This is a genomic window from Pseudomonas sp. UBA4617 (assembly GCF_002386445.1).
GTDB lineage: Bacteria > Pseudomonadota > Gammaproteobacteria > Pseudomonadales > Pseudomonadaceae > Aquipseudomonas.
In genome coordinates this window covers 1-20,261 of the sequence record NZ_DGIR01000041.1, presented here as the reverse complement: position 1 = coordinate 20,261, position 20,261 = coordinate 1, and the positions used below count along the sequence as shown (strand labels likewise).

General features: G+C 63.0%; 21 protein-coding genes. 11 read left to right on the top strand and 10 right to left on the bottom strand.

All coding sequences use genetic code 11. The features are described 5' to 3' along the window. Positions 1-154: 154 nt before the first annotated feature. The 3 genes from rpe to trpE all read left to right on the top strand — a co-directional run bounded on the left by rpe (position 155) and on the right by trpE (position 3,195). Complete coding sequence (gene rpe, locus B4L76_RS18945; protein WP_289131808.1) at positions 155-829, top strand: ribulose-phosphate 3-epimerase; 675 nt, start codon at positions 155-157, stop codon at positions 827-829. After that, positions 826-1,644, top strand: a complete 819-nt coding sequence (locus tag B4L76_RS18940; RefSeq protein ID WP_296234621.1) for a phosphoglycolate phosphatase — start codon at positions 826-828, stop codon at positions 1,642-1,644. The genes rpe and B4L76_RS18940 overlap by 4 nt, the downstream gene beginning before the upstream one ends. Positions 1,645-1,713: 69 nt before the next feature. Beyond that, positions 1,714-3,195, top strand: a complete 1,482-nt coding sequence (trpE, locus tag B4L76_RS18935; protein ID WP_296234620.1) for an anthranilate synthase component I — start codon at positions 1,714-1,716, stop codon at positions 3,193-3,195. A gap of 32 nt (positions 3,196-3,227) precedes the next feature. On the opposite strand, the gene estP is transcribed toward trpE, so the two are convergent. After that, positions 3,228-5,117 carry an esterase EstP gene (gene estP, locus B4L76_RS18930; protein WP_296234618.1) on the bottom strand — a complete coding sequence of 630 codons (1,890 nt, stop codon included), beginning with the start codon at positions 5,115-5,117 and terminating at the stop codon, positions 3,228-3,230. 368 nt (positions 5,118-5,485) lie between these two features. Between estP and B4L76_RS18925 the strand changes: the two genes are divergently transcribed. The 4 genes from B4L76_RS18925 (at position 5,486) to B4L76_RS18910 (ending at position 8,777) form a co-directional block, all read left to right on the top strand. Further along, positions 5,486-6,079: an aminodeoxychorismate/anthranilate synthase component II gene (locus B4L76_RS18925; RefSeq protein WP_296234616.1), complete on the top strand. Its 594-nt coding sequence runs from the start codon at positions 5,486-5,488 to the stop codon at positions 6,077-6,079. A gap of 9 nt (positions 6,080-6,088) precedes the next feature. Continuing rightward, positions 6,089-7,138: an anthranilate phosphoribosyltransferase gene (gene trpD, locus B4L76_RS18920; RefSeq protein ID WP_296234614.1), complete on the top strand. Its 1,050-nt coding sequence runs from the start codon at positions 6,089-6,091 to the stop codon at positions 7,136-7,138. Next, entirely contained in the window at positions 7,135-7,968 is an 834-nt protein-coding gene (gene trpC, locus B4L76_RS18915; RefSeq protein WP_296234612.1) for an indole-3-glycerol phosphate synthase TrpC, read from the top strand. The genes trpD and trpC overlap by 4 nt, the downstream gene beginning before the upstream one ends. Before the next feature lie 104 nt (positions 7,969-8,072). Continuing rightward, a complete protein-coding gene (locus B4L76_RS18910; protein ID WP_296234611.1) occupies positions 8,073-8,777 on the top strand; it encodes a lipoate--protein ligase family protein in 705 nt (234 codons plus the stop codon). Here B4L76_RS18910 and crp read toward each other — a convergent pair. Continuing rightward, positions 8,774-9,418 (bottom strand): cAMP-activated global transcriptional regulator CRP, encoded by a 645-nt coding sequence (gene crp, locus B4L76_RS18905; protein ID WP_296234609.1) that lies wholly within the window; start codon positions 9,416-9,418, stop codon positions 8,774-8,776. The genes B4L76_RS18910 and crp overlap by 4 nt on opposite strands. 191 nt (positions 9,419-9,609) lie before the next feature. Here crp and B4L76_RS18900 point away from each other — a divergent pair, with 191 nt between their 5' ends. Then, complete coding sequence (locus B4L76_RS18900) at positions 9,610-10,032, top strand: OsmC family protein (protein WP_296234608.1); 423 nt, start codon at positions 9,610-9,612, stop codon at positions 10,030-10,032. 39 nt (positions 10,033-10,071) lie between these two features. Here the strand turns inward: B4L76_RS18900 and B4L76_RS18895 are convergent, their stop codons facing one another. The 6 genes from B4L76_RS18895 to hemJ all read right to left on the bottom strand — a co-directional run bounded on the left by B4L76_RS18895 (position 10,072) and on the right by hemJ (position 14,498). Then, positions 10,072-11,112 (bottom strand): DUF2157 domain-containing protein, encoded by a 1,041-nt coding sequence (locus B4L76_RS18895; RefSeq protein ID WP_296234607.1) that lies wholly within the window; start codon positions 11,110-11,112, stop codon positions 10,072-10,074. A gap of 10 nt (positions 11,113-11,122) precedes the next feature. Next, the gene (gene coq7 / locus B4L76_RS18890; protein WP_296234606.1) at positions 11,123-11,770 is read right to left on the bottom strand and encodes a 2-polyprenyl-3-methyl-6-methoxy-1,4-benzoquinone monooxygenase; all 648 of its coding nucleotides are present in this window, start codon (positions 11,768-11,770) and stop codon (positions 11,123-11,125) included. Positions 11,771-11,835: 65 nt separating this feature from the next. Beyond that, positions 11,836-12,174 (bottom strand): histidine triad nucleotide-binding protein, encoded by a 339-nt coding sequence (locus tag B4L76_RS18885; RefSeq protein WP_296234604.1) that lies wholly within the window; start codon positions 12,172-12,174, stop codon positions 11,836-11,838. Positions 12,175-12,237: 63 nt separating this feature from the next. Then, entirely contained in the window at positions 12,238-13,020 is a 783-nt protein-coding gene (locus B4L76_RS18880) for an SDR family NAD(P)-dependent oxidoreductase (RefSeq protein WP_296234602.1), read from the bottom strand. Positions 13,021-13,087: 67 nt separating this feature from the next. Continuing rightward, positions 13,088-14,044, bottom strand: a complete 957-nt coding sequence (locus B4L76_RS18875; protein WP_296234600.1) for an NAD(P)H-dependent flavin oxidoreductase — start codon at positions 14,042-14,044, stop codon at positions 13,088-13,090. A 28-nt stretch (positions 14,045-14,072) separates the two neighbouring features. Next, a complete protein-coding gene (gene hemJ, locus B4L76_RS18870; RefSeq protein WP_296234599.1) occupies positions 14,073-14,498 on the bottom strand; it encodes a protoporphyrinogen oxidase HemJ in 426 nt (141 codons plus the stop codon). 141 nt (positions 14,499-14,639) lie between these two features. Here hemJ and argC point away from each other — a divergent pair, with 141 nt between their 5' ends. Both argC and erpA read left to right on the top strand, forming a co-directional pair. Then, positions 14,640-15,674, top strand: a complete 1,035-nt coding sequence (gene argC / locus B4L76_RS18865; protein ID WP_296234597.1) for an N-acetyl-gamma-glutamyl-phosphate reductase — start codon at positions 14,640-14,642, stop codon at positions 15,672-15,674. Between the two features lie 146 nt (positions 15,675-15,820). Then, positions 15,821-16,171: an iron-sulfur cluster insertion protein ErpA gene (gene erpA, locus B4L76_RS18860; protein WP_015268740.1), complete on the top strand. Its 351-nt coding sequence runs from the start codon at positions 15,821-15,823 to the stop codon at positions 16,169-16,171. A 58-nt stretch (positions 16,172-16,229) separates the two neighbouring features. On the opposite strand, the gene B4L76_RS18855 is transcribed toward erpA, so the two are convergent. Together B4L76_RS18855 and B4L76_RS18850 are read right to left on the bottom strand one after the other, a co-directional pair. Further along, entirely contained in the window at positions 16,230-17,321 is a 1,092-nt protein-coding gene (locus B4L76_RS18855; RefSeq protein ID WP_296234595.1) for an anhydro-N-acetylmuramic acid kinase, read from the bottom strand. Positions 17,322-17,324: 3 nt separating this feature from the next. Beyond that, positions 17,325-18,749: a peptidoglycan DD-metalloendopeptidase family protein gene (locus tag B4L76_RS18850; protein ID WP_296234593.1), complete on the bottom strand. Its 1,425-nt coding sequence runs from the start codon at positions 18,747-18,749 to the stop codon at positions 17,325-17,327. 212 nt (positions 18,750-18,961) lie between these two features. Here B4L76_RS18850 and tyrS point away from each other — a divergent pair, with 212 nt between their 5' ends. After that, positions 18,962-20,161 carry a tyrosine--tRNA ligase gene (gene tyrS / locus B4L76_RS18845; RefSeq protein WP_296234592.1) on the top strand — a complete coding sequence of 400 codons (1,200 nt, stop codon included), beginning with the start codon at positions 18,962-18,964 and terminating at the stop codon, positions 20,159-20,161. Positions 20,162-20,261: the final 100 nt, after the last annotated feature.

The following is a 20,261-nucleotide window of genomic DNA, read 5'->3' as shown; positions in this document are numbered from 1 at the left end:
GCTCCCACAGGTACTGCGCTGGCTTCGAGTTGACACTACACCTGTGGGAGCGGCGTCAGCCGCGAAGAGGCCGGTACAGATTGATGCTAATCAGCCCTCATCCGCTTGCCTGGGTTACAATGCGCGCCACCGTGATTCTGCCAACAGGTGCGCCATGCAGCCCTACGCTATTGCTCCCTCCATTCTCTCCGCCGATTTCGCCCGCCTGGGCGAGGACGTCGACAAGGTATTGGCGGCGGGTGCCGACATCGTCCACTTCGATGTCATGGACAACCACTACGTCCCCAACCTGACCATTGGTCCGATGGTTTGCAGCGCCCTGCGCAAGTATGGTGTAACCGCACCGATCGACGTGCACCTGATGGTCAGCCCGGTCGACCGCATCATTGGTGACTTCATCGAAGCCGGCGCCACCTACATCACCTTCCACCCGGAAGCCACGCAACACATCGACCGCTCCCTGCAACTGATCAAGGACGGCGGCTGCAAGGCCGGCCTGGTGTTCAACCCGGCCACCAGCCTGGACGCCCTGAAATATGTGATGGACAAGATCGACATGGTGCTGCTGATGAGCGTCAACCCGGGCTTTGGCGGGCAGAAGTTCATCCCTGGTACCCTCGACAAGCTGCGCGAGGCGCGTGCGCTGATCGATGCCAGCGGCCGCGATATCCGCCTCGAGATCGACGGTGGCGTCAATGTCAACAACATCCGCGAGATCGCTGCCGCTGGCGCCGACACTTTCGTGGCCGGTTCGGCGATCTTCAACGCCCCGGACTACCAGGAAGTCATCGCCAGGATGCGCGCCGAACTGGCCCAGGCGCGCCCATGAGCGGCTTCGAGCAGCTGTTCCCGGGGACGCTGCCCAGGCTGGTGATGTTCGATCTGGACGGTACCCTGATCGATTCCGTGCCAGACCTGGCCGCCGCCGTGGACCGCATGCTGCTCGAACTGGGGCGCCCGCCTGCCGGCCTTGAAGCCGTGCGTCACTGGGTCGGCAATGGCGCCCAGGTATTGGTGCGCCGGGCGCTGGCCGGGGGCATCGACCACGCCACCGTGGACGACGCGCTGGCCGAGCAGGCAGTGGCGCTGTTCATGGATGCCTATGCCGAAAGCCACGAGCTGACCGTGGTCTACCCCGGCGTGCAGGAAACCCTGCGCTGGCTGCACAAGCAGGGCGTGGAGATGGCGCTGATCACCAACAAGCCCGAGCGTTTCGTCGGCCCGCTGCTGGACCAGATGAAGATCGGCAAATACTTCCGTTGGATCATCGGCGGCGACACCCTGCCACAGAAGAAGCCGGACCCGGCGGCGCTGCTGTTCGTCATGCAGATGGCCGGTGTTACCCCGCAGCAATCGTTGTTCGTCGGCGATTCGCGCAGTGACGTGCTGGCGGCCAAGGCGGCTGGTGTGCAGTGTGTGGGCCTGAGCTACGGCTATAACCACGGCCGGCCGATCCACGACGAAGCCCCCAGCCTGGTGATCGACGACCTGCGTGCACTGTTGCCCGGTTGCGCAGACCCAGCCACTGGGATAACGTTGGCGGACCTTCAAGCCTCACAAGACAGAGAGTCCACCGTGGCGGTTACTGGCAAGTTCTGGATGAAAGTCATCAAGGCCCTGGCCCGTTGGCGTTGGCGCGCCTGACTTCTGCCTGCCGGCGCGTGCCGGCCTGTCCGTTTGCCTGACCCATTGCTGCTTGCCACGAGGCTACCCATGACCCGCGAAGAATTCCTGCGCCTGGCCGCTGCCGGCTATAACCGCATTCCCCTGGCCTGCGAAACCCTGGCCGACTTCGACACGCCGCTGTCGATCTACCTGAAATTGGCTGACCAGCCGAACTCGTACCTGCTCGAATCGGTGCAGGGCGGCGAGAAGTGGGGCCGTTACTCGATGATCGGCCTGCCGTCGCGCACGGTGCTGCGTGTCCATGGCTACCACGTCAGCATTCTGCAAGATGGCGTGGAGGTGGAAAGCCACGACGTCGAAGACCCGCTGGCCTTCGTCGAAACCTTCAAGGACCGCTACAAGGTTGCCGATATTTCCGGCCTGCCGCGTTTCAACGGCGGCCTGGTCGGTTACTTCGGCTATGACTGCGTGCGCTACGTGGAAAAACGCCTGGGGGCCAGCCCAAACCCAGACCCGCTGGGCGTGCCGGATATCCTGTTGATGGTGTCGGATGCGGTGGTGGTGTTCGACAACCTGGCGGGCAAGATGCACGCCATCGTGCTGGTCGACCCGGCCGAAGAGCAGGCATTCGAGCGCGGCCAGGCACGTCTGCAAGGGTTGCTGGAAACCTTGCGCCAGCCGATCACACCGCGCCGGGGCCTGGACCTGAGCGGCCCGCAGGCCGCCGAGCCGGCATTCCGCTCCAGCTATACCCGCGAGGACTACGAGAACGCCGTTGGCCGTATCAAGGAATATATCCTGGCCGGCGACTGCATGCAGGTGGTGCCATCGCAGCGCATGTCGATCGACTTCAAGGCCGCGCCCATCGACCTCTATCGCGCGCTGCGCTGCTTCAACCCGACGCCGTACATGTACTTCTTCAACTTTGGCGACTTCCACGTGGTCGGCAGCTCGCCTGAAGTGCTGGTGCGGGTCGAGGACAACCTGGTCACCGTTCGGCCGATTGCCGGTACCCGCCCGCGTGGTGCGACCGAAGAGGCCGACCGTGCGCTGGAAGACGATCTGCTGTCGGATGACAAGGAGATCGCCGAGCATCTGATGCTGATCGACCTGGGCCGCAACGATGTCGGCCGTGTGTCCGCGACTGGTAGCGTGCGTCTGACCGAGAAGATGGTGATCGAGCGCTATTCGAATGTGATGCACATCGTATCCAACGTCACCGGCCAACTGCGTGAAGGGCTGACGGCGATGGACGCACTGCGGGCCATTCTGCCGGCCGGTACGCTTTCCGGGGCGCCGAAGATTCGCGCAATGGAGATCATCGACGAACTGGAGCCGGTCAAGCGTGGGGTCTACGGTGGGGCGGTCGGTTACCTTGCCTGGAATGGCAACATGGACACCGCGATTGCCATCCGTACCGCAGTGATCAAGGACGGCGAGCTGCATGTGCAGGCCGGCGGCGGTATCGTTGCCGACTCGGTGCCGGCGCTGGAATGGGAAGAAACCATCAACAAGCGCCGGGCAATGTTCCGCGCGGTGGCGTTGGCTGAGCAGACCTCTGCCAGGTAGATTGGTTGGGGCCGCAAAGCGGCCCCGGCAACCTAGAAGTCGACACTGACCGCCAGGCTAACCCCCTGCTGCGTCAGCTCATCACTCTTGCGCCAGTTGTAATTCCCACTCAGGTGCACCCCCGTCGCCACCTCATAGCTCACTCCAATACTGGACCGGGTCATGTCGCTGTGCGGTGTATACCCGGTCAGGGTAAAGTCATTAGCCGGCAGGCTGGTCAGGTGCAGGGTCACATCCTGCTGGTCATCCTCGAACTCATGCTCCTGCGCCACCTCAGCGAACAGCCGGGTGCTTGGCGCAACCTGCACGCTACCCAGCAACCCCACGCCCAGTCGGCGGGACGTGCGTTGCTGGTCATCGAAGCCCAGCGCGGTCGAGCGCCCGCTCTTCTCGTCATAGCCATCCACTTTCACCCGTGCATAGTCGGCGCTGATGAACGGCGCCAACTGCCAACCGCTGCTCTCGGCCGCCAGGTTGTAGCCGAGCCGTGCCGACATCGCCCAGGCTTCGCCATCGGTATCTCCCTTTTCGCTGCGGTCGTTCACGCCAAGGGCGAAGGTGCGCTTGAGATCGCGATAGTCCAGATGCCCTGCGGTCAGTGCCACATCAGCCCACCAGCGGTCCTGGCGGTATTGGGCGAAGGCGCTGGCCAGGTAGCTGTCCAGCTTGTAGTCCGAGTCTTGTTCGCCGGCTTCCAGCTTCTGCCGATACACGCCGCCGGCCAGGCCCAGGCGCCAGGCGTCAGTCAGCCGATAGCTGCCGCCCAGGGTCAGGTTGTAACCGCGGCCATCACCGCTGGCCGCGCTGCGCTGGCTATCGAAGTCCAGGTCCTGGGCGCCGGTGGAGACGAAGGCCTGCCATTGGCCAACTGCCTGCCAGGGACTCTGCCACTGGCTGCGCAATTCGTCCTGGTGGGTGCGCAGGCTGGCGTGGGCCATTTCCGGTAGCAGGGTCAGCTCCCACGGGGCGGCGAGGATTGAATAGGCGTAGTCGGCAATCAGTTGCTGGCCGGCGATGGTCGGATGCACCGCGTCGTTGAACAGAAGCTTGGTAGGGTCTGGCGTGCTGCCATTGATGCCATACACCGGGTTCTCCACGCAGCCTTCGCCGCTGTAGCAGGTACCGACCAGGCTCTGGCCATTGGCCAGGCCATACTGGCTGGGGTCGGCCAACGCTTCACTCAACAGCACCGGGATATTGAGTGGAATGATTTCGGCATCGATCTGCCCCAGCTGGCCAAGCAGGGACTGGTTGAACGCGCCGGACAGCAACGACAGCGGGTTTTGCTGTGGCGTACCACTGTAGTTCGGGGTCTGGCCGAGGTCGGGCAGCAGCCACACCATGATGTAGCGGGCGCCACCTTGTTGCAGGGCCTGGGCGCTGGCGGCCAGGCGGGCACCGGCGGCCACCGCGTCGGCGGGGCTGTTGATCAACCCTTGGAGGAAGTCATTGCCACCGCCATTCAGGTAGTACAGCGCGTTGGGGTCGGCACGCAGGCCGTTGGCCAAGTAGCCTGGGCGATCGCGAAGCACCAGCCCGGCGCCGGGGTTGCCGGGCGGAATGACGGTCTCGGAAATCGTCGTGATCGAATCGAGGATCTGCTGGGTGGTGTAGCCGCCGACGGCCCAGTTGTTGCCGTCGGGCTGAATGCCCAGCGACGTCGAGGGATTCAGGTCGTCTGGCGCAATGCCCAGCCGCCCACCCAGGATCATTGGCGACACCGGTGCAAAATTGCCGTTGCCATCCCGGTTGGTAAACCGTGAGCCGGACGTACCGCCGGTCAGGTCGGGAAATTGCCCGGCATCGGCCAGACTGTCGCCAAACACGATCAGCGAGGAGTAGGGCGAGGGTGCAGCGAAAGCCTGGCTGCAAGCCAATGCCAATGAGGCGAGGGTAAAACGTACGAACGGAGCTTTTCGCATCGGAGAACATCCTTTTCTTTGTTTTTATCAAGACAACCCGCCCGACCTTAGCAAATCGCAGGGCATCCCTCCCAAGTCCATTCGTTTCCCCGTGTTTACGGGGCATATTGCGCCCGTCGCCCCGGTAGGCTACTGTGCCGTGACGTATGAGCGAGACCTATCCTGTGTTGATCGTCAGCAAACTCTTGATGCGCGTAATCAAGGCCCATGCCCGTTGGCGTTGGCGCGCCTGACTTTATCTCCTGCCGGCCCGCCCGGCCCGCCCCTGTTTTCCTTCCTGTCTACCGCCCCTTGGGGCAAAGCCGCGCCTGTTGGCGGGCGCAGGAAGGTCGAATTCTGAAGTCAGTAGATTCAAGAGGTTTAACCCGATGTTACTGATGATCGACAATTACGACTCATTCACTTACAACGTCGTCCAGTACCTTGGCGAGCTGGGTGCCGAGGTCAAGGTCATTCGCAATGACGAAATGACCATCGCCCAGATCGAAGCCCTGAACCCCGAGCGAATCGTTGTTTCCCCAGGGCCATGTACGCCGAGCGAGGCGGGTGTGTCCATCGAGGCCATCCTGCACTTTGCCGGCAAGCTGCCGATTCTCGGGGTATGCCTGGGCCACCAGTCGATCGGCCAGGCCTTTGGCGGTGACGTGGTGCGTGCCCGCCAGGTGATGCATGGCAAGACCAGCCCGGTCTACCACCGTGACCTGGGCGTGTTCAGCGGCCTCAACAACCCGCTGACCGTGACCCGCTACCATTCCCTGGTGGTCAAGCGTGAAACCCTGCCCGAATGCCTGGAAGTGACGGCCTGGACTGCCCATGCCGATGGTTCGCTCGACGAAATCATGGGCCTGCGCCACAAGACCTTGAATATCGAAGGGGTGCAGTTCCACCCTGAATCGATCCTTACCGAACAGGGTCACGAGCTGTTCGCCAACTTCCTCAAGCAGACCGGCGGCCGCCGCTAAGGATCGACCATGGATATCAAGAACGCGTTGAGCCGTATCGTCGGCCACCTGGACCTTTCCACCGAAGAAATGCGCGATGTCATGCGCCAGATCATGACCGGCCAGTGCAGCGAAGCGCAGATCGGTGCCTTCCTGATGGGCATGCGCATGAAAAGCGAAAGCATCGACGAAATCGTCGGTGCGGTGTCGGTAATGCGTGAGCTGGCCGACAAGGTCGAGCTGCAAAGCCTCGATGGCGTGGTCGATATCGTCGGCACCGGCGGTGATGGCGCCAACATCTTCAACGTGTCTACCGCCTCCTCGTTCGTCCTGGCAGCGGCGGGTTGCACCGTGGCCAAGCACGGTAATCGCGCGGTTTCGGGCAAGAGCGGCAGTGCCGACCTGCTGGAGGCGGCTGGCATCTATCTGAACCTGACGCCTACCCAGGTGGCCCGCTGCATCGACAGCCTGGGCATCGGCTTCATGTTTGCACAAAGCCACCACAGTGCCATGAAGCATGCCGCCGGCCCGCGCCGCGACCTGGGGTTGCGTACCCTGTTCAACATGCTCGGCCCGCTTACGAATCCGGCCGGAGTGAAGCATCAGGTAGTCGGGGTGTTCACCCAGGCCCTGTGCCGCCCGTTGGCCGAGGTGCTGCAGCGTCTGGGCAGCAAGCACGTGCTGGTGGTGCACTCGAAGGATGGCCTGGATGAGTTCAGCCTGGCTGCGCCCACCTTCGTCGCCGAACTGAAAAACGGCGAGATCACAGAATATTGGGTCGAGCCGGAAGACCTCGGCATGAAGAGCCAGAGTCTGCACGGCCTGGCGGTCGAGAACCCGCAGGCGTCGCTGGAGCTGATTCGCGACGCCCTGGGGCGGCGCAAGACCGAGAACGGCCAGAAGGCCGCCGAAATGATCGTGCTCAATGCCGGCGCAGCGCTGTATGCCGCTGACCATGCCATGAGCCTGAAGGCCGGTGTGGAGCTGGCCCATGACGTACTGCACACCGGGCTGGCCTGGGAGAAGCTGCAGGAACTGGGTGCCTTTACTGCAGTATTCAAGGTGGAGAACGAAGCATGAGTGTGCCGACGGTGCTGGAAAGGATCATTGCTCGCAAGTTCCAGGAAGTGGCCGAGCGCAGTGCGCGCGTCAGCCTCGCTGAACTGGAAGCCCTGGCCAAGGTTGCCGACGCCCCGCGTGGCTTTGCCAAGGCGTTGATCGAGCAGGCCGGACGCAAGCAGCCGGCAGTCATTGCCGAAATCAAGAAGGCTTCGCCGAGCAAGGGTGTGATCCGCGAGCATTTCGTGCCGGCGGAAATTGCCGTGAGCTATGAGAAAGGCGGGGCGACCTGCCTGTCGGTGCTGACCGATGTGGATTATTTCCTGGGTGCCGATGCCTATCTGCAGCAGGCCCGTGCGGCAGTTTCGCTGCCGGTGATCCGCAAGGACTTCATGGTCGACCCGTACCAGATCGTCGAAGCCCGCGCCTTGGGCGCAGACTGCGTGCTGCTGATCGTGGCAGCGCTGGAGGACGTGAAGATGGCCGAGTTGGCGGCCACGGCCAAGGATGTCGGCCTTGACGTGCTGGTGGAAGTGCATGACGGCGATGAGCTGGAGCGCGCACTGAAAATCCTCGATACGCCGCTGGTGGGGGTGAACAACCGCAACCTGCACACCTTCGAGGTCAGCCTGGAAGCCACCCTTGACCTGCTACCACGTATTCCGCGTGATCGCCTGGTGGTTACCGAAAGCGGCATCCTGAACCGGGCCGATGTGGAACTGATGGAAATCAACGAGGTTTATTCGTTCCTGGTGGGTGAGGCGTTCATGCGTGCCGAGCAGCCTGGGTTGGAATTGCAGCGGTTGTTCTTCCCGGAACTGGTGAAGAAGACTGTTCAGCAACTGGACTGACCAAACAAAGCCGGCCGTTTTGGCCGGCTTTTTTGTATGCCAGGCCTGGCCTTTCGCGGGTTCACCGGGAAGAGGCCGTAGACATCAATATCGAAGGTGGATCAATGACCGATCAACCCCTGGCCCTGACCGTCGAACAAGGCCTGCACGCCGAACAGGACCTGCTGGCCGCCGTGTGCCGCGGCGAACGCGACAGTGGCGTACTGTTCTGGCGCCCTACCGACCACGCTCTGGTCATGCCGCGACGCATGAGCCGCCTGGACAATTTCGAGGCTGCCTGTGCGGAGCTGGCCATTGCCGGCTGGCCGGTGCTGCTGCGCGAAACCGGCGGCGAGCCCGTGCCGCAGTCGCATGCGACGGTAAACGTTGCACTGGTCTACGTTGCCCCGCGTAGCGAAGGCGACCATGGCCGTATCGAAAATGCATACGAGCGCCTGTGCCTGCCGCTGTGCGACGTGCTGCGCGAGTGGGGCGCAGTGGCGTCGGTGGGTGAGATCGACGGGGCGTTCTGCGACGGCCGCTACAACGTCAACCTCAATGGTCGCAAACTGGTGGGCACCGCACAACGCTGGCGTCAGGGGCTGGGTGGCAAGCGCCCGGTAGTGCTGGTACATGGCGCATTGCTGCTGGACAACGAGCGCGAGTCGATGGTGGCCGCGGTCAACCGCTTCAACGAGTGTTGCGAACTGGACCAGCGCTGCCGTGCCGACGCACATATCGCCTTGCACGAAGTGGCGCCCGAGGCGCCCTGGTTCGAGCGCCTGTCGCAGGCCTATGCCAAGGTGCTGGCTGACCTGCCCAAGGCTTAACGCGTACCGTAGACCACCATGGTCTTGCCTTTGACCTGCACCAGGCTGCGCTCCTCGAGGTCCTTGAGGACGCGGCCGACCATTTCTCGGGAGCAGCCGACGATCCGTCCTATCTCCTGACGGGTAATCTTGATCTGCATGCCGTCGGGGTGGGTCATGGCGTCAGGTTGCTTGCACAGGTCAAGCAGGCAACGGGCAACCCGCCCGGTGACGTCGAAGAACGCCAGGTCGCCTACCTTGCGTGTGGTGTTGCGCAGGCGTTGGGCCATCTGGCTGCCCAGCGCGTAGAGAATCTCCGGATCCTGGCGCGCCAGTTCGCGAAATTTCTCGTAACTGATTTCGGCCACTTCGCATTCGGTTTTCGCGCGCACCCAGGCACTGCGGTGTTGCTCGCTGCCAGCAGGCTCGAACAGGCCCAGTTCGCCAAAGAAATCGCCACTGTTGAGGTAGGCGATGATCATTTCATGGCCTTCGTCGTCCTCGATGAGGATGGTGACAGACCCTTTGATGATGAATGACAGCGTCTCGGCCCGGTCGCCGGCGCAAATGATATTGCTTTTGGCGGGGTAGCGGCGGCGCTGGCAGTGCACCAGCAGCCTGTCGATGTTCTTTATCTTGGCGGGTAAGGCAGAAGCAACCATCACGAAATCCTGTTCGATGCGACGCATGGGCTTTTTGAAAGGGGTAGCCGGCGCGAAGCGCCAGTCATTTGGCGCCAGCTTATCAGACACTACAAGATGTTTCGGTATTAAACCGACAGGACTCGTGCTTTTCCCACGGCCATACAAGGTCTAAGCTGACACCCTTTTCCGAAAATCAGGAGTCCGGGTAGATGAAGGCACGTATCCAGTGGGCCGGTGAGGCAATGTTCCTCGGCGAATCGGGGAGCGGCCACGTTGTCGTGATGGACGGCCCGCCCGAGGCCGGCGGCCGCAACCTGGGTGTGCGACCGATGGAGATGCTGTTGCTGGGCCTGGGTGGCTGCAGCAGCTTCGATGTGGTGAGCATTCTGAAGAAGTCGCGGCAGGCAGTGGAAAGCTGCGAGGCGTTTCTCGAGGCCGAGCGTTCAGGCGAAGACCCGAAGGTGTTCACCAGGATTCATATGAACTTCGTGGTGAAAGGGCGCGGGCTGAAAGAGGCGCAGGTCAAGCGCGCGGTGGAGCTGTCGGCAGAGAAGTACTGCTCGGCTTCGATCATGCTGGAGCGTGCCGGTGTGGCGATCAGCCATGGCTATGAAATCGTAGAGCTGGGTTAAGGCCATGGTTGGGGCTGCTGCGCGGCAGCCCCAGCGCTATCACCTGCGAAGCGCAGGCAATGCCGCCCGCACCCACTCAGGCAGCCAACCGCGCATCACCTGGCTCAATCGCTCGCGCCGTTTCTGATAAGCCAGGCCCAGCCCTATGACTGCAAGCCCGATCAAGCTCACCACCAGCGGGAACAGCAGCGAGTCGGCAAACACCTCATACGACAGGTAGCCCAGGTAGGCCGCCACTCCCAGCGCGCCGAATACCATGAACACCGGCCGGCGCAGCAGTACTGCCATGCCCATGAGTACAACGTTGACCAGGCAGTACATGGCCTTGCCCAGCTCGCTGCCGCTGTCCGTCAGCGTCAGCCCGCCCCAGAAAGCCGCCAGCCCGGCCAGATAGCCCCAATGTGCATAGTCTTCGCGAGTGCGGCCATCGACCACGATGCATACCACCAGCAGACCCAGCCCGAACCACAACGACACCTCGCGACGTTGCTCCCAGCTGAACGGCGAGCCGAACCACCATTCGCTCAGGTCCATCGACATGAACCACAACGCCACGGCCATCGGCATGATGATGAACGGGTAGGGGATCAGCCTCAGTATCAGCAGCCCGGCGAGTACCGTGGCCGCTTCCATTGCCAGCCAGCCGCCCTGCACATAGGTGTAGTACTGGTGATAGTTGGCCTGCACATCGTCGAGTGGCCACCAGCCGGCCAGCCGTTCGACGGCGAATACCGCCAGCGGCACGATGCTGACCGCGACTGCTGCCAGCACCCCGGCGGCGACGGGCTGGGCGCGATGTTGCAGGTTAACGGCGAACAGCGTGAGCAACAGGATGTAAAGGCTGGCGATGGCCAGCAGTGCCCAGTCGCCAATACTCATCCAGGCTTCGGTGAGCAGCCAGCCCATCGCCGCCATGATCAGCATGGCGCCGAAATAGAATGCGACATGGGCCAGCTGGAAGCTGCCGCGTGGTGCCGGCCGCTGGCGCAGGAAGGCCGCAAGGGCCAGGTCCTGGCCTGGCTGGAGAATGCCGGCGTGCACGGCGCGCGCCAGGTCCTTGGCGTCGAAACGGTCCGTCATGGTGATGCCTTCAGATACGGTAGGTACTCTTGGTCATGACCTTGGCCAGCAGGCTCATGCCAAAACGGACCGGTGCGGGGAAGCGATAACCACCGGCTGCCAGTGCGGAGTCGGCGTGCTGTTCCTCATCGATGCGCATCTGTTCGAGAATGGCCCGGGACTTTTCGTCTTCCTGCGGGATCTGCTCCAGATGTTCGTCGAGGTGCTTGCACACCTGGTGCTCGGTGGCAGCGACGAAGCCCAGGCTGACCTTGTCGCTGACCAGCCCGGCGAGTGCGCCGATACCGAACGACATGCCGTAGAACAGCGGGTTGAGCACACTGGGGTGGCTGTTCAGCTGGCGGATACGCTGTTCACACCAGGCCAGGTGGTCCACTTCTTCCTCGGCGGCATGCTCCATGGCCTTGCGCACTTCAGGCAGCTTTGCGGTCAGGGCCTGGCCCTGGTACAGCGCCTGGGCACAGACTTCACCGGTGTGGTTGATGCGCATCAGCCCGGCAACGTGGCGGGCCTGCTGCTCGTCCAGGTCGACGTCCGGCTGGATGATGGCCGGCGAGGGACGGGCGGGTTGGCCGCTGAAGGGCAGCAAGGTGCGCATGGCGGTATCGGCCTGCAGCAACAAGCGGTCGAGCGGCGAGTAGTGACGTTCGGTAGCCATCGGGCACCTCCGCAAGAATGTGCCCGACAGTTTACCGCAATAGTGGCAGGGTGGCTTGCCGTGGATCAGCCCGGAGGCCAGTGCATCTGGCGCTGGCCAAGCACGTGCATGTGGATGTGGTAAACGGTCTGGCCGCCTAGCTCGTTGCAATTCATGACAACGCGGAAGCCATCCTCGCAGCCAAGTTCCCTGGCCAGGCGCTGGGCGGTGAACAGGATGTGGCCCGCCAGGCCCTTGTCTTCTTCGGTCAGGTCATTGAGGGTGCGGATGTGCTTTTTCGGGATGACCAGAAAATGCACGGGCGCCTGGGGGGCGATATCGTGGAACGCCAGGACCTGGTCGTCCTCGTAGATGATCTTCGCCGGGATTTCCCGGTTGATGATCTTGATGAATAAATCGTCCACAGCACTTGCTCCATGGTGAGGGTCGGGCCGAGTGTACTCAGCCAGGCGCCGCTCGCCCAGTGGCTATTCCATGCCGAGCGGGCAGTAGCGGCGGTGGATGAAGCCGGCCAGCTTGCGCACCAGCCAGCGGGGCAGCAGGCGCGGGACGAAAGCCAGCCAGCGGTTGCGCCGGCCGGGCATGATCAGTGCGCGGTTCTTGTCCAGTGCGCGCACGGTGTACAGCGCCACCTCCTCCGGGCTGAGGCAACGCGGCTTGCCATCGAGCCGCGGTATGCGCCGGCGCGAGGAGCGCACCGGGCCGGGGCACAGCACCGAGACCTTGATGCCGGTACGCTTGAGTTCTTCGCGCAGGGCCTGCGAGAAGCTCAGTACATAGGCCTTGCTGGCGGCATAGGTGGCCAGCCACGGGCCCGGCGCCACAGCGGCCAGGCCTGCAACATTGAGGATCTGGCCGCCGCCCTGCACCGCCATCAGGTTGCCGATGGCGTGGCATAGCCGGCTCAGGGCGAGCACGTTGACTTCCAGCAGGTCCTGCTCATCGGCCCACTCATGGGCCAGGAACGGGCCGTAGGTGCGCAGGCCGGCACAGTTGACCAGCAGGTCGATGCGCCGTTCGCCTTCTTCCAGTTCCAGCACGAAGCCCGACAGGCGCAGTGGCTGGCTGAGGTCGCAGGCGCGGAACAGCACTTCCACACCAAAGCGCTGGGTAAGCTCGATGGCCACTGGTTCCAGCGTTTCACGCTGGCGTGCCACCAGGATCAGGTTGCGCCCGCGCCGCGCCAGCGCTTCCGCCAGGGCCAGGCCCAGGCCGCTGGAAGCACCAGTGATCATGGCGTAACGGGTCATGCAAGGCTCCTGGGGGCTGAAGAGGGCGCCTAGTGTACAGCTTGGCCGGGCCAGGTGTTGCCTTTTGCTAGGCGGTGCTGGTGGCTAGGGCCTGGCAGCGCAACAGGGCTTGCTGATACTCGTTGTGAAGGCGTTCGATCAGCGCACCGGCACCCGGCAGGTCATCGATACCGCCGACGCCTTGGCCTGCCGACCACACGGTCTTCCAGGCCTTGGCTTCGTCGTCTATCGGCTTGAGCTTGCCTTGTTCGTTGCCAGCCTTGAGCGCGTCCATGTCGTAGCCCGCCTGTTCCAGGCTCGGGCGCAGGAAGCTGGCGGGGACACCGGACACCGCCGGGGTATGGACGATGTCGGCAGCATGGGCGCCCAGCAGCATCTGCTTGTAGGCGCTCTGAGCCTGGCTTTCGGTTGTGGCGATGAAGCGGGTGCCCATGTACGCCAGGTCGGCGCCCAGCACCTGTGCCGCCAGTATTTCGTGGCCATGGTTGAGGCAGCCGGCCAGCAGCAAGGTCTTGTCGAAGAACTGGCGAATTTCCGCGGCCAGGGCAAACGGGCTCCAGGTGCCGGCATGGCCGCCTGCGCCTGCCGCAACGGCGATCAGGCCATCGACACCGGCCGCGGCAGCCTTTTCGGCATGGCGGCGGGTGGTGACATCGTGGAATACCAGGCCGCCGTAACCGTGCACGGCATCGACCACTTCCTTTACTGCGCCGAGGCTGGTGATGACGATCGGCACACGCTGGTCCACACACAAGGCCAGGTCAGCCTGCAGCCGCGGATTGCTCGGGTGGACAATCAGATTGACGGCATAGGGCGCTGGCGCCGGCAATTGCGCCAGGCCGTCCTCGATCTCTTCCAGCCAGGCCTTGAAACCGGCGCTGTCGCGTTGGTTCAGGGCGGGGAAGCTGCCGACGATGCCGCCGCCGCAGCACGCCAGCACCAGCCTGGGGTTGGAGATCAGGAACATCGGGGCGGCAACCACGGGCAAGCGCAGGCGTTGTTCGAGCGAGGCGGGTAACGACATGGCGAGGCTCCTTGAGCGTGTGGCGATGTCAGAATGGCTTGACCACCACCAGAATCACGATGCCCAGCAGGAACAGCACGGGCACTTCATTGAACCAGCGATAGTAGACGTGGCTGTGGGTGTTGCTGCCGCTGGCGAAGCGTTTGCGCTGGGCGCCGCACATGTGATGGTAGACGGTCAGCAGGATGACCAGGGTCAGCTTGGCATGCAGCCAGCCCTGGCTGAGCCAGCCCGGGGTGAGGTAGAGCATCCACGCGCCGAACACGTAGGTGGCGATCATCGCCGGATTCATGATGCCGCGGAACAGCTTGCGCTCCATGATCACGAAGCGTTCCTGGCTGATGCTGTCCTGGCTCTGGGCGTGGTAGACGAACAGCCGCGGCAGGTAGAACAAGCCGGCAAACCAGCACACCACGCTGACTATGTGCAGCGCTTTGATCCACAGGTAAAGCATGGGGGAGTTCCTTCAGGTATTCACGGTCGTCAGATAGTAGTGGTCAAGCGCCCGAAGGGTCACCCGAAGAGTTGTTACAGGCGCCTTGCACCCCTATTATCGTGCGCTTTCCAGACGGCTCGTTGATAAGGGGCAAGCGTTATGATCAAGGTCGGTATCGTCGGCGGCACGGGTTACACCGGCGTCGAACTGTTGCGTCTGCTGGCACAGCATCCACAGGCCGAAGTGGCGGTCATCACTTCGCGCTCCGAGGCCGGCGTGGCGGTGGCGGACATGTACCCGAACCTGCGCGGCCACTATGACGGGCTGGCGTTCAGCGTGCCGGACAGCAAGAACCTGGCGGCCTGTGACGTGGTGTTCTTCGCCACGCCGCACGGCGTTGCCCATGCCCTGGCCGGCGAACTGTTGGCGGCGGGTACCAAGGTGATCGACCTGTCGGCCGACTTCCGTTTGCAGGATGCCGCCGAATGGGGCAAGTGGTACGGTCAGCCGCACGGCGCACCGGAGCTGCTGAAGGACGCGGTGTACGGCCTGCCTGAAGTCAACCGTGAGAAGATCCGCCAGGCGCGCCTGATCGCCGTACCGGGTTGCTACCCGACAGCCACTCAGCTGGGCTTCCTGCCGCTGCTGGAAGCAGGCCTGGCCGACCCGTCGCGCCTGATCGCCGACTGCAAGTCCGGGGTCAGCGGTGCTGGCCGTGGTGCGGCGGTGGGCTCGCTGTTCTGCGAAGCCGGCGAGAGCATGAAAGCCTATGCGGTCAAGGGCCATCGCCACCTGCCGGAAATCAGCCAGGGCCTGCGCCTGGCGGCTGGCAAGGACATCGGCTTGACCTTCGTGCCGCACCTGACGCCGATGATCCGTGGCATTCATGCCACCCTGTACGCAACCGTCGCCGACACTTCGGTCGACTTGCAGGCGCTGTTCGAGAAACGCTATGCCGACGAGCCGTTCGTCGACGTGATGCCGGCTGGCAGCCACCCGGAAACCCGCAGTGTGCGTGGCGCCAATGTCTGCCGCATAGCCGTTCATCGCCCACAGGGCGGCGACCTGGTGGTGGTGCTTTCGGTGATCGACAACCTGGTCAAGGGCGCATCCGGCCAGGCGGTGCAGAACCTCAACATCCTGTTCGGCCTGGACGAGCGCATGGGCCTATCCCACGCAGGCCTGCTGCCGTAAGCCACCATCGGTGGAAAAGGCCCGCGTCGTGCGGGCCTTTTTGTATGTCGCGACTAAAGCCGCACAATTCTTGACCGATTTTCTCGGGAAAGCGGATAATGCGCGTCATCGAGTTTTATGGCGGCTAGCGCGCCGGGAGAATCAACATGAGCGTCGAAACCTTCACCCCTACGGCTTTGGAATTCACCCACGGCGCTGCGCAGAAGGTGAAGAACCTGGTTTCCGAGGAAGGCAACGATCGTCTGAAGCTGCGCGTGTTCGTCACCGGTGGCGGTTGCTCCGGCTTCCAGTATGGCTTCACCTTCGATGAAGACGTGGCCGAGGATGACACCATCGTCGAGCGCGAAGGGGTTTCCCTGGTGGTCGACCCGATGAGTTTCCAGTATCTGGCCGGCGCCGAGGTGGATTACCAGGAAGGCCTGGAAGGCTCGCGCTTCGTGATCAAGAACCCCAATGCTGCAACTACCTGCGGCTGCGGCTCGTCGTTCTCGATCTGAGGCCTGGCCATACGAAAACGCCGCGCAATTGCGCGGCGTTTTACTTTCTTCCGGATGCTCAGGCTGGGTAGATTGCGCCCAGTACCCGCAGGCCCTTGGCCGCTGTTACGCTAGGGCGGTTGGCAGCGATATTTTCCAGGCAACAATGCGCCAGCCAGGCGAATGCCATGGCTTCGACCCAGTCCGGGTCAACACCGTGGGTGCCGGTACTGGCGACCCGCGCGGCTGGTAGCAGCTGGCCAAGCCGTGCCATCAGGGCGCCGTTGCGCGCACCGCCGCCGCACACCAGCAGCGCTTCGGTGCCTTGTTGGGCATTGCTCAGCGAGTCGCTGATGCTGCGTGCGGTCAGCTCCAGCAGGGTTGCCTGCACGTCTTCGTCGCGGTAGGCGGGCAGGCGGGCAAGGTGACCGTCCAGCCAGGCCAGGTTGAACACCTCGCGGCCTGTGCTCTTCGGGCCGCTGCCAGCGAAGAACGGGTCGGCCAGCAGTGTGTCGAGCAAGTGGTTCTGTACCCTACCCGAAGCCGCCCAGGCACCATCCGCATCATAGGCCTGGCCACGCTTGCGCTCGATCCAGGCGTCCAGCAGCACGTTACCCGGGCCGCAGTCGAAGCCACGGACCGGCTTGTCCTGCTCGATCAGGCTCAGGTTGCTGAAGCCGCCCACGTTGAGAATGGCCAGGCGCTGGCCGAGATGGCTGAACAGGGTTTCATGGAAGGCCGGGACCAGCGGTGCACCTTGACCGCCGGCTGCCACATCGCGGCGGCGGAAGTCAGCGACCACACTGATGCGGGTAAGCTCGGCCAGCAGCGCCGGGTTGCCGATCTGCACGGTAAAACCGCGCGCGGGCTCGTGGCGGATGGTCTGGCCGTGGCTGCCGATGGCGCGGATGGCATCAGCCTGCAGCCCCTGGCTGGCCAGCAACTGGCGGACACCTTCGCTGGCAAGCGTGGCCCAGCGGTTCTCCGCCAGCGCGGCGCGCGCGATCTCATCAGGGCCGCTGCTGCAAAGGGCAAGCAGTTCCTGGCGCAGGTCGCCGGGCATGGGCAGGTAGTGGGTGGCGAGCAGCTCGGGCTGCTCGCCTTGTTCGATCAGGGCAATGTCCAGGCCATCGAGGCTGGTGCCGGACATCACCCCCAGGTAGAGCGCCACGGCTTAGCGCTTGTTTGCCGCGAGCAGGGTGGCCTTTTCCTGATCCATGCGGGCAATCAGGGGCTGGCTCTGCTGCAGGAAGCGCTGGCGTTCGTTCCGGGCGATCGGATCGGCCATCGGCACTTTCTGGCTCAATGGGTCGACGTGCACACCGTTGACCTGGAACTCGTAGTGCAGATGCGGGCCGGTGGACAGGCCGGTGGTGCCGATGTAGCCGATGATCTGGCCTTGCTTGACCATGCTGCCGGTCTTGACGCCCTTGGCGAAGCCCTGCATGTGGCCATACAGCGTCTTGTAGCGGTTACCGTGCTGGATGATCACGGTGTTGCCGTAACCGCCACGGCGCCCCGCCAGTTCGATACGGCCGTCACCGGCCGCCTTGATCGGGGTACCGCGTGGAGCGGCGTAGTCAACGCCCTTGTGCGCGCGGATCTTGTTCAGGATCGGGTGCTTGCGGCCTGCTGAGAAGCGCGAGCTGATGCGGGCGAAATCTACCGGGGTGCGAATGAACGCCTTGCGCAGGCTGTTGCCGTCGGCGGTGTAGTAGCTGGTGTTGCCCTGCTTGTTGGTGTAACGCACGGCGGTGTAGGTCTTGCCACGGTTGGTGAAACGCGCGGAGAGGATATTGCCGGTGCCGACGACCTTGCCGTCCATCACCTTCTGCTCGTAGACCACGTCGAATTCATCGCCCGGGCGAATGTCCTGGGCGAAATCGATGTCGTAACCCAGCACGCGGGCCATGTCCATGGTCATGCTGTGGGACAGGCCGGCGCGTTGCGCCGAGGCCGACAGGGAGCTTTTGATCACGCCATGGGCATAGGCGGTACGCACGACCGGCTTGCTGATTTCGCGGTTGAAGGTGTAGCCCTTGTCGGTCTTGGTCAGGCGGATGGTTTCGAGGTTGCTGACCTTGCTATGCAGGCTGGCCAGCTGGCCATCCTTGTCGAGCTCGAACTGCAGCACCTGGCCATGCTTGAGCTGGCTGAACTGCTTGGCCTGCTTGTTGCTGGCCAGCAGGTCATGCACCGCATTGGCCGGCAGGCCCACCTTGGCGAACAGGGTCGACAGCGTGTCGCCGCGGGCCACAGTGACTTCGCGGTGGCTGGGCTCCTTGGCGGTTTCGGCGGCCGGTTCTGCGGCAGGGGCGTCTTCCTGCGTGGCGTTCTGGGTTTCAGGGGTGGCGCCCTCGATCTGGGCAAATGGCGAGCCTTGCTCACCTTCTGCCTGTACCAGGGGCGCAGCGCGGGATTCGTCCTTCAACTGTTCGGCAGGGCTCTCCAGCTCGAGGTTGAGGGTGGTTTTCTTTGCTTCCACTTCGCTGGAGGGAAATACCAGCAGGGCCAGGCTGAGCAGGGCGGCGATGCCGCTGGCGGCCAACAGATGGCTTTTCGGATAAAGCGGGGGCGCTTTAGGCGGTTCGTTGGTCATGGGCACGGTGACTTTGAATAGGTGAAATGGAAAAGATGAATGACATGATGAAGATGAAATAACTGTATAAAATATAACCAAAAGCATTTTCACGCAAGGGCGCGTAGACGCCGCAAGCCTGTATCCGGGTCACATTCCTTTGCGAAACTTGTAATTGACGGCCGATCTTGTATGGTTGGCTCCCCCTGAATCTGAGCCTTGCGGGTTTGTCTATGAAGTCGGTTGAAGAGCAGCTGGCGCTTATCAAGCGCGGTGCAGAAGAAGTACTGGTCGAGTCGGAACTGGTGGAGAAGCTCAAGCGCGGCCAGCCTCTGCGCATCAAGGCCGGCTTCGATCCGACTGCGCCGGACCTGCACCTTGGGCATACGGTGCTGATCAACAAGCTGCGTCAGTTCCAGGACCTGGGGCACCAGGTCATCTTCCTGATCGGTGACTTCACCGGCATGATCGGCGACCCGAGCGGCAAAAGCGCCACGCGTCCACCGCTGACTCGCGAGCAGGTGCTGGAAAACGCCGAGACCTATAAGCAGCAGGTGTTCAAGATCCTCGACCCGGCCAAGACCGAGGTCGCGTTCAACTCCACCTGGATGGACAAGCTGACCCCGGCTGACTTCATTCGCCTGGCTTCCCAGTACACCGTGGCGCGCATGCTTGAGCGTGATGATTTCGACAAGCGCTACACCACCAACCAGCCGATTGCTATCCATGAATTCCTGTACCCGCTGGTACAAGGTTATGACTCGGTGGCACTGAAGGCTGATGTCGAGCTGGGTGGCACTGACCAGAAATTCAACCTGCTGATGGGGCGCGAGCTGCAGCGTGCCTATGGCCAGGAAGCGCAGAACATCGTGACCATGCCGCTGCTCGAGGGGCTCGACGGCGTCAAGAAGATGTCCAAGTCGCTGGGTAACTATGTTGGTATCCAGGAAGCGCCGGGCGTGATGTACAGCAAGCTGGTGTCGATCCCGGATACCTTGATGTGGCGCTACTTCGAGCTGCTGAGCTTCCGCTCGATGGAGGAGATCGAGCAGTTCCGTGCCGACGTCGCCGCTGGGGCCAACCCGCGTGATATCAAGATCAAGCTGGCGGAAGAGATCGTGGCGCGTTTCCATGGCGAGGAAGCTGCGGCCAATGCACACCGTGCCGCAGGTAACCGCATGAAGGATGGCGAGTTGCCGGAAGACCTGCCGGAGGTTGAAGTGACTGCGGCGGAAGACCTGCCGATCGCTGCCGTGCTGAATCGTGCTGGCCTGGTGAAGAACTCGGCGCAGGCTCGTGATCTGCTCAGTGGTGGCGCGGTAAAGGTTGACGGCGCCGTGGTCGAACGGGATTTCATGTTTGCCCTGGGGGCGACCCACGTTTGCCAGGCAGGCAAGAAGTCGTTTGCGCGGGTAACCCTCAAGGCAGAGTGATAGCCGATAGTTGTAGCTATATAGAAGCGGGGAGGCCGTAAGGCCTCCCCGCTTTGTTTTTCAGGAACGCTAAAGTTTCTTGAAATTAAAGGTTGACGCG